Source organism: Actinomadura sp., from assembly GCF_044508335.1.
Lineage (GTDB): Bacteria > Actinomycetota > Actinomycetes > Streptosporangiales > Streptosporangiaceae > Spirillospora.
Genome location: NZ_JBIQHY010000184.1, coordinates 1 through 6,582, shown reverse-complemented (window position 1 = coordinate 6,582; position 6,582 = coordinate 1). Strand labels below are relative to the sequence as shown.

The window sequence follows — 6,582 nt, the reverse complement described above, 5'->3', positions numbered from 1 at the left end:
GGCCGGTGCGCGGCCGGCAGGCGGCTAGTACGCGGCGCCGATGGCGTGGAGGCCGCCGTCGACGTGGACGATCTCCCCCGTCGTCGCGGGGAACCAGTCCGACAGCAGCGCCGCGCACGCGCGCGCGGTCGGCTCGCTGTCCTTGATGTCCCAGCCGAGCGGGGCCGCCTTCGGCCACATGTCCGTCATGCCCTCGAAGCCGGGGATGCTCTTGGCCGCCATCGTGGCCAGCGGCCCCGCCGCGACCAGGTTGACGCGGATGCCCTGCGGGCCGAGGTACTTAGCCAGGTAGCGGGCGCACGACTCCAGGCCGGCCTTCGCCACGCCCATCCAGTCGTACACCGGCCACGCCTTGGTGGCGTCGAAGTCCAGGCCGACGACCGAGCCGCCGTCCTTCATCAGCGGCAGGCACGCCATCGTCAGCGACTTCAGCGAGTACGCGGACGCGTGCACGGCGGTCGCCACGTCGTCCCACGGCGTCTCGAGGAAGTTGCCGCCGAGCGCGGTCTGCGGCGCGAACCCGATCGCGTGGACGACGCCGTCGAGGTGGTCGAAGCCGTGCTCGCGCAGGTTCCCGGCGAGCGCGTCCAGCTGCCCGGTGTTCATCACGTCCAGCTCGATCACCGGCGGCGGGTCGTCCGGGCCGGACGGCAGCCGCTTCGCGGTCCGCGCGGTGAGCGTCGGGCGCGGGTAGGCGGTCAGGACGACCTCGGCGCCCTGCTCCTGCGCGATCCGCGCGACGTGGAAGCCGATGGAGGCGTCGGTGAGGACGCCGGTCACCAGGATGCGCTTGCCTTCGAGGATTCCCATGATCAGTGCCCCATTCCCAGTCCGCCGTCGACCGGGATCACGGCCCCGGTGATGTAGGCGGCGTCCTCGCCGGCCACGAACCGCACCGCCTTCGCGATCTCCTCCGGCCGCGCGATCCGCCCCAGCGGGACCGCCGAGGTGATGGCCTTCCGCTGGTCCTCGCTGAGGACCGCCGTCATGTCGGTGTCGACGAACCCCGGCGCCACCACGTTCACCGTGATGTTGCGGGAGCCGAGCTCCCGGGCCAGGGACCGGGCGAACCCCACCATGCCCGCCTTGGACGCGGCGTAGTTGGACTGCCCCGGCGAGCCCATCAGCCCCACGACCGACGACACCAGCACGATCCGGCCGGCGCGCTTGCGCATCATGCTCTTCACGGCGCGCTTGGCGACCCGGAACGAGCCGGTCAGGTTGGTGTCGAGCACCGAGGTGAACGACTCCTCGCTCATGATCGCCAGCAGCGTGTCCTTGGTGATCCCCGCGTTGGCGACCACCACCTCGACCGGGCCCTGCTCGGCCTCGACCTTGCTGAACGCGGCGTCGACGTCCTCGGCGTCCGTGACGTCGCAGCGGACGCCGAACAGCCCCTCGGGCGGCTCGCCCGACCGGTAGGTGACGGCGACCGCGTCGCCCGCCGCGGACAGCTCGCGGGCGATGGCCAGGCCGATGCCCCGGTTACCGCCGGTCACGAGGACAGAGCGACTCATCACGGACCCTCTCGTCTGCTTGTCGTGCTGATGGGTTTTGCGCACTCGGGTGACTGCGCCACGACACTAGCGGCCCGCGCCGCGCCCTGCGGATGTGCCGAACCGACAAGATCCGCCGACCCCGGTTTGTTCTCGATCGCCCGCGGGGCCTGCGGGTAGGTTGCTGAGGGTGCATGACATCGATCCCGCCTTCACCGCGCTGCCGCTTCGCGCGCTGGCCGACGCGGCCCTCACCCGGGCCCGGGAGCTGGGCGCCGAGCACGCCGACTTCCGCCTGGAGCGCATCCGCAGCCAGACGCTCCGGCTGCACGACGCCGCCCTGGAGACCGCACTGGACGCCGACGACGTCGGCCTGTCGGTCCGGGTCGTCAAGGACGGCACCTGGGGCTTCGCCGCCGGCATCGACCTGACGCCCGGCGGGGCCGCGCGGGTCGCCGCGCAGGCCGTCGAGGTCGCCGCGGTCGCCCGGCCCGTCAACCGCGAGCCCATCGAGCTGGCCCCCGAACCCGTCCACGGCGAGCGGACGTGGGTGTCGGCGTACGAGACCGACCCGTTCGACGTGCCGACCGGCGAGAAGATCGCGCTGCTGGCCGGGTGGAGCCGCCGGCTGCTCGGCGACGACCGCGTCGACCACGTGGACGCGACGCTGCTGCAGGTCAAGGAGAACAAGTTCTTCGCCGACCTCGCCGGGACCGTCACCACCCAGCAGCGCGTCCGGCTGCACCCGGTCGTCAACGCCGTCGGCATCGCCGGCGGCCTGTTCGACACCATGCGCACGCTCGCGCCGCCCGCCGGGTACGGGTGGGAGTGGCTGTCCGGCGACCACTGGGACTGGGACGGCGAGCTCGCCCGCATCCCCGAGCTGCTCGCCGAGAAGCTCGCCGCGCCGTCGGTCGAGCCCGGCGAGTACGACGTCGTCGTCGACCCGTCCAACCTGTGGCTGACCATCCACGAGTCGATCGGGCACGCCACCGAGCTGGACCGGGCGCTCGGCTACGAGGCCGCCTACGCCGGCACCTCGTTCGCCACCCCCGACAAGCTCGGCACCATGCAGTACGGCTCCAAGGCCATGAACGTCACCGGGGACCGCACCACCGAGCACGGCCTCGCCACCATCGGCTACGACGACGAGGGCGTGCAGACCCAGTCGTTCGACATCGTCACCGAGGGCCTGTTCACCGGGTACCAGACCGACCGGCGCATCGCCCGCCTCACCGGCGCCGACCGCTCCAACGGGTGCGCGTTCGCCGACGCGGCGTCCAGCATGCCGATCCAGCGGATGGCGAACGTCTCGCTCCGGCCCGCCGAGGGCGGCCCGTCCACCGAGGAGCTGATCTCCGGCGTCGACCGCGGCATCTACATCGTCGGCGACAAGAGCTGGTCGATCGACATGCAGCGGTACAACTTCCAGTTCACCGGGCAGCGCTTCTACAAGATCGAGAACGGGCGGCTGGCCGGGCAGCTGCGCGACGTCGCCTACCAGGCCACCACCACCGACTTCTGGAACTCGATGGAGGCCGTCGGCGGCCCGCAGACCTACGTGCTGGGCGGCGCGTTCAACTGCGGCAAGGGCCAGCCGGGGCAGGTCGCGCCGGTCAGCCACGGCTGCCCGTCGGCGCTGTTCCGCGGCGTCAACATCCTCAACACGCTGAAGGAGGCGGGCCAGTGAGCGGGATCCGGCCGCAGGAGGCCGTCGAGCGGGCCCTGGCGCTGTCGCGGGCGGACGACTGCATCGTCATCGCCGACGAGGCGAGCACCGCGAACCTGCGGTGGGCGGGCAACACCCTCACCACCAACGGGGTGACCCGCTCCAGCCGCCTCACCGTCATCGCGCTGCGCGGCACCGGCGACGGCGTCGCGGCGGGCGTGGTGTCGCGGTCGGCGGTCGGCGCCGACGGCATCGAGGACCTGGTGCGCGCCGCCGAGGCCGACGCCGCCGGCAACGACCCCGCCGAGGACGCCCGGCCGCTCGTCACCGACGCCCCGGCCGAGGCGTCGCGCGGGTGGGACGACGAGCCGGCCGAGACCGGCATCGGCGTGTTCGAGGGCCTCGCACCCGCGCTCGGCGAGGCGTTCGCCGCCGCGCAGGCCGGCGACCGGCGCCTGTACGGGTTCGCCAACCACGTCCTGACCTCGACGTTCCTCGGCACCTCGGCGGGGCTGCGGCTGCGGCACGACCAGCCGACCGGGCTGCTGGAGCTGAACGCCAAGGGCGCCGGCGGCTCGGCCTGGACCGGCGTCGGCACGCCCGACTTCGCCGACGTGGACGTCCCCGCCCTCACCGGCGACCTCGCGCGGCGGCTGGAATGGGGCGAGCGGCGCGTCGACCTGCCGGCCGGGCGGTACGAGACGATCCTGCCGCCCTCCGCCGTCGCCGACCTGATGATCTACCTGTACTGGTCGGCGGGCGCGCAGGACGCCCACGACGGCCGCACCGTGTTCAGCGCGCCCGGCGGCGGCACCCGCGTCGGGGAGCGGCTCGCGGCGCTGCCCGTCACGCTGTCCAGCGACCCCGCCGCGGCCGGGATGGAGTGCGCCCCGTTCGTCATCGCGCACGCCTCGGGCCGCGAGTCGTCGGTGTTCGACAACGGCCTCCCGCTCGCCGCCACCGACTGGATCAGGGACGGGGAGCTCGCGGCCCTCACCCAGACCCGGCACTCGGCGGACCTGACCGGGCTGCCCGTCACCCCGGCCATCGACAACCTGGCGCTCACCGGGCCCGGCGGCGGCGCCACGCTGGAGGAGATGGTCGCCCGCACCGAGCGCGGGCTGCTGCTGACGTGCCTGTGGTACATCCGGGAGGTCGACCCGCAGAGCCTGCTGCTGACCGGCCTCACCCGCGACGGCGTCTACCTCGTCGAGGACGGCGAGGTCGTCGGGGCGGTGAACAACTTCCGGTTCAACGAGAGCCCCGTCGACCTGCTGTCGCGGCTCGCCGAGGTCGGGCGGACCGGGCCGACGCTGCCGCGGGAGTGGTCGGACTACTTCACCCGCGCCGCGATGCCGCCGATCCGGATCGGCGACTTCAACATGTCGACGGTGTCGCAGGCGTCCTGACACGGGGGGGCGGTCACCGCCGCGGCGGGATCGCCCCCCGCCCGCCTTCCCTCACACCAGCCCCTCACATCAGACGTCCTCTAGGCGGAAGCCGACCTTCATCGTCACCTGGATGTGGGCCACCTCCCCGTCCTCGATCTGGCCGCGGACCTCGGTCACCTCGAACCAGTCCAGGTGGCGGAGGGTCTGCGAGGCGCGCCTGACCCCGTTGCGGATCGCGGACTCCACGGACTCCGGGGAGGTCCCCACGATCTCGGTCACCCGGTACGTGCGATCGGTCATCTCGTTCCTCCGGTGCGAAGTTCTTACCTTCACTGCGATTTGACCCGTACTGCCGTCGCAGGTCCGACCCCATGGGCTTACCGTGGAAAGGTGAAGGTCAATCCCCGCCACCGCCGGGAGCCGGACGTCTACACCGTCACCGACGCTCCCCGTCCCATGTCGGAGGACATCGGCTACCGGCAGAGGCGGTACCTGATCTCCATGGGCATCCGGACGCTGTGCTTCGTCGGGGCGGTCGTGGCCGCGGTCGCCGGCGCGCCGTGGTGGCTCGCGGTGCTCATGGTGGTGGGCGCCGCGCTGCTCCCCTACGTCGCGGTGATCTTCGCCAACGGCGGCCGGGAGCCGACCGCGTCGGCGGTCTTCGACGACCGGACGGGGCCGGAGCACGGCGGACCCCGCCTGGAGTCGGGACAGAAGCCCGATTCCGGACAGCGACCGGAAATCGGGTCGTGACATTCTCTTGACTAACCGCGGGGGGTTTCGGTGTACGATTTGTACCGGCGCTCTGGTCCCCCGTCGGAGCGCCCGTGCCGGTGTTCCGGGCCCCCGTCGGAACACCGATGATGCGGCGCCGGGTGGATTGCCCCCGTATCCACCCGGCGCCGCTTTTCACTGTCCGGGCTCCTTCCCGGGCCTTCCCCGGCGCGCCGCAGAGGCCACGCTGACCCTTCCTTGACGCCCGCCCCGGGCACCGCACATCCCGGCCGGGACGGCAAGGGCCGGCGCTGGCCTGCTCCGGCCACCATCCGAAACCCGCCCGAGCCGGACCCCCGCGCGCGGATCCGCCGCGCGGCGGGGCGTTCCGGGCCGCGCGCCCCCCGCCGGCGCGGCGGGCCGGCGACCGATCCGTTCCGGCCCGCGCTGCGTACTGCTGAGCGGCGACGACACCATCGGCGCGCCGAGGGGAGGACCCGTGGATCCGGGATTCCGGCTGGACGGCCGCTACCGCATGGAACGCCGCGTCGGCCGGCGCGGCGCCGCGGAGGTGTGGCGCGCCCGCGACGAGCTGCTCGCCCGCCGCGTCGCGGTGGCGCTCGCCGGCGTCGGGCGCTCCGCCGGAGCGCCGCGGCGCAGGCTGCGGGACGCCGCCCGCGCCGCCGCCGCGCTCGCCCACCCCAACATCGTCACCACCTACGACTACGGGGAGGCCGACGGTCCCGGCGGGGATCCCCTGGTCTACGTGGTGACCGAGTACCTCACCGGGGAGCCGCTGGCCGCCCGGCTGGAACGCGGGCTGCCGTGCGCCCAGGAGGCCGCTGCCGTGTGCGCGCAGGTCGCGGACGCGCTGGCCGCCGTCCACACCTGCGGCGTCGTCCACGGCGATCTGAGCCCCGCCCAGGTGTTCCTCACCGAGGACGGCGTGAAGCTCCTCGGGCTCGGCGTCACCGGAGCCGCGGACCGTGCCCGGGACGAGGCCGCCGGCGAGACGCGCGGCGACGCCGGGGACGAGGCGGGCGGCGAGACGGGTGACGGGGCCGAGGACGGGGCCGGGGACGAGGCCGGGGCCGGGGACCGGGACGACGAGGCCGGGAAGGCCGCGGACGTGTTCGCGTTCGGCGAGCTCCTCGCCGCGTGCCTGCCGCCCCCGGGCGCGCCGCCCGACGCGCCGCCCGACGCGCCGCCCGACGCGGGGCAGGCGGCGGGGCTGGGAGCCGAGCTGGCCGAGCTGGCGGCGCGCTGCCGCGCGGCCGAGCCGGGCGACCGGCCGCCGGCCGCCGAGGCGGCC

Annotated in this window: 7 protein-coding genes; 4 read left to right on the top strand and 3 right to left on the bottom strand. The window is 73.9% G+C overall.

The features are described from left to right. Positions 1–24: 24 nt before the first annotated feature. Both fabI and ACIWVC_RS33310 read right to left on the bottom strand, forming a co-directional pair. On the bottom strand, positions 25–810 hold the full coding sequence (gene fabI, locus ACIWVC_RS33315) for an enoyl-ACP reductase FabI (RefSeq protein WP_396452735.1): 786 nt from the start codon (positions 808–810) through the stop codon (positions 25–27). 2 nt (positions 811–812) lie between these two features. Continuing rightward, on the bottom strand, positions 813–1,517 hold the full coding sequence (locus tag ACIWVC_RS33310; protein WP_396452733.1) for a beta-ketoacyl-ACP reductase: 705 nt from the start codon (positions 1,515–1,517) through the stop codon (positions 813–815). A gap of 169 nt (positions 1,518–1,686) precedes the next feature. On the opposite strand from ACIWVC_RS33310, the gene ACIWVC_RS33305 reads away from it, so the two are divergent. Continuing rightward, positions 1,687–3,186, top strand: a complete 1,500-nt coding sequence (locus tag ACIWVC_RS33305) for a TldD/PmbA family protein (protein ID WP_396452731.1) — start codon at positions 1,687–1,689, stop codon at positions 3,184–3,186. Beyond that, positions 3,183–4,574, top strand: a complete 1,392-nt coding sequence (locus ACIWVC_RS33300) for a metallopeptidase TldD-related protein (RefSeq protein WP_396452729.1) — start codon at positions 3,183–3,185, stop codon at positions 4,572–4,574. The genes ACIWVC_RS33305 and ACIWVC_RS33300 overlap by 4 nt, the downstream gene beginning before the upstream one ends. A gap of 69 nt (positions 4,575–4,643) precedes the next feature. On the opposite strand, the gene ACIWVC_RS33295 is transcribed toward ACIWVC_RS33300, so the two are convergent. Then, positions 4,644–4,856, bottom strand: coding sequence for a dodecin (locus ACIWVC_RS33295; protein WP_396452728.1), 213 nt, complete (start codon positions 4,854–4,856; stop codon positions 4,644–4,646). Between the two features lie 90 nt (positions 4,857–4,946). Between ACIWVC_RS33295 and ACIWVC_RS33290 the strand changes: the two genes are divergently transcribed. Further along, positions 4,947–5,309, top strand: a complete 363-nt coding sequence (locus tag ACIWVC_RS33290; protein WP_396452726.1) for a DUF3099 domain-containing protein — start codon at positions 4,947–4,949, stop codon at positions 5,307–5,309. Positions 5,310–5,769: 460 nt separating this feature from the next. Further along, positions 5,770–6,582: protein kinase (locus ACIWVC_RS33285; RefSeq protein WP_396455067.1), on the top strand; the 813-nt coding region annotated here is incomplete at its 3' end.

Excerpts from the sequence above, each read along its gene's own strand:
- ACIWVC_RS33295 (WP_396452728.1), bottom strand. The coding sequence starts at position 4,856 with ATGACCGATCGCACGTACCGGGTGACCGAGATCGTGGGGACCTCCCCG.
- fabI (WP_396452735.1), bottom strand. The coding sequence starts at position 810 with ATGGGAATCCTCGAAGGCAAGCGCATCCTGGTGACCGGCGTCCTCACC.
- ACIWVC_RS33310 (WP_396452733.1), bottom strand. The coding sequence starts at position 1,517 with ATGAGTCGCTCTGTCCTCGTGACCGGCGGTAACCGGGGCATCGGCCTG.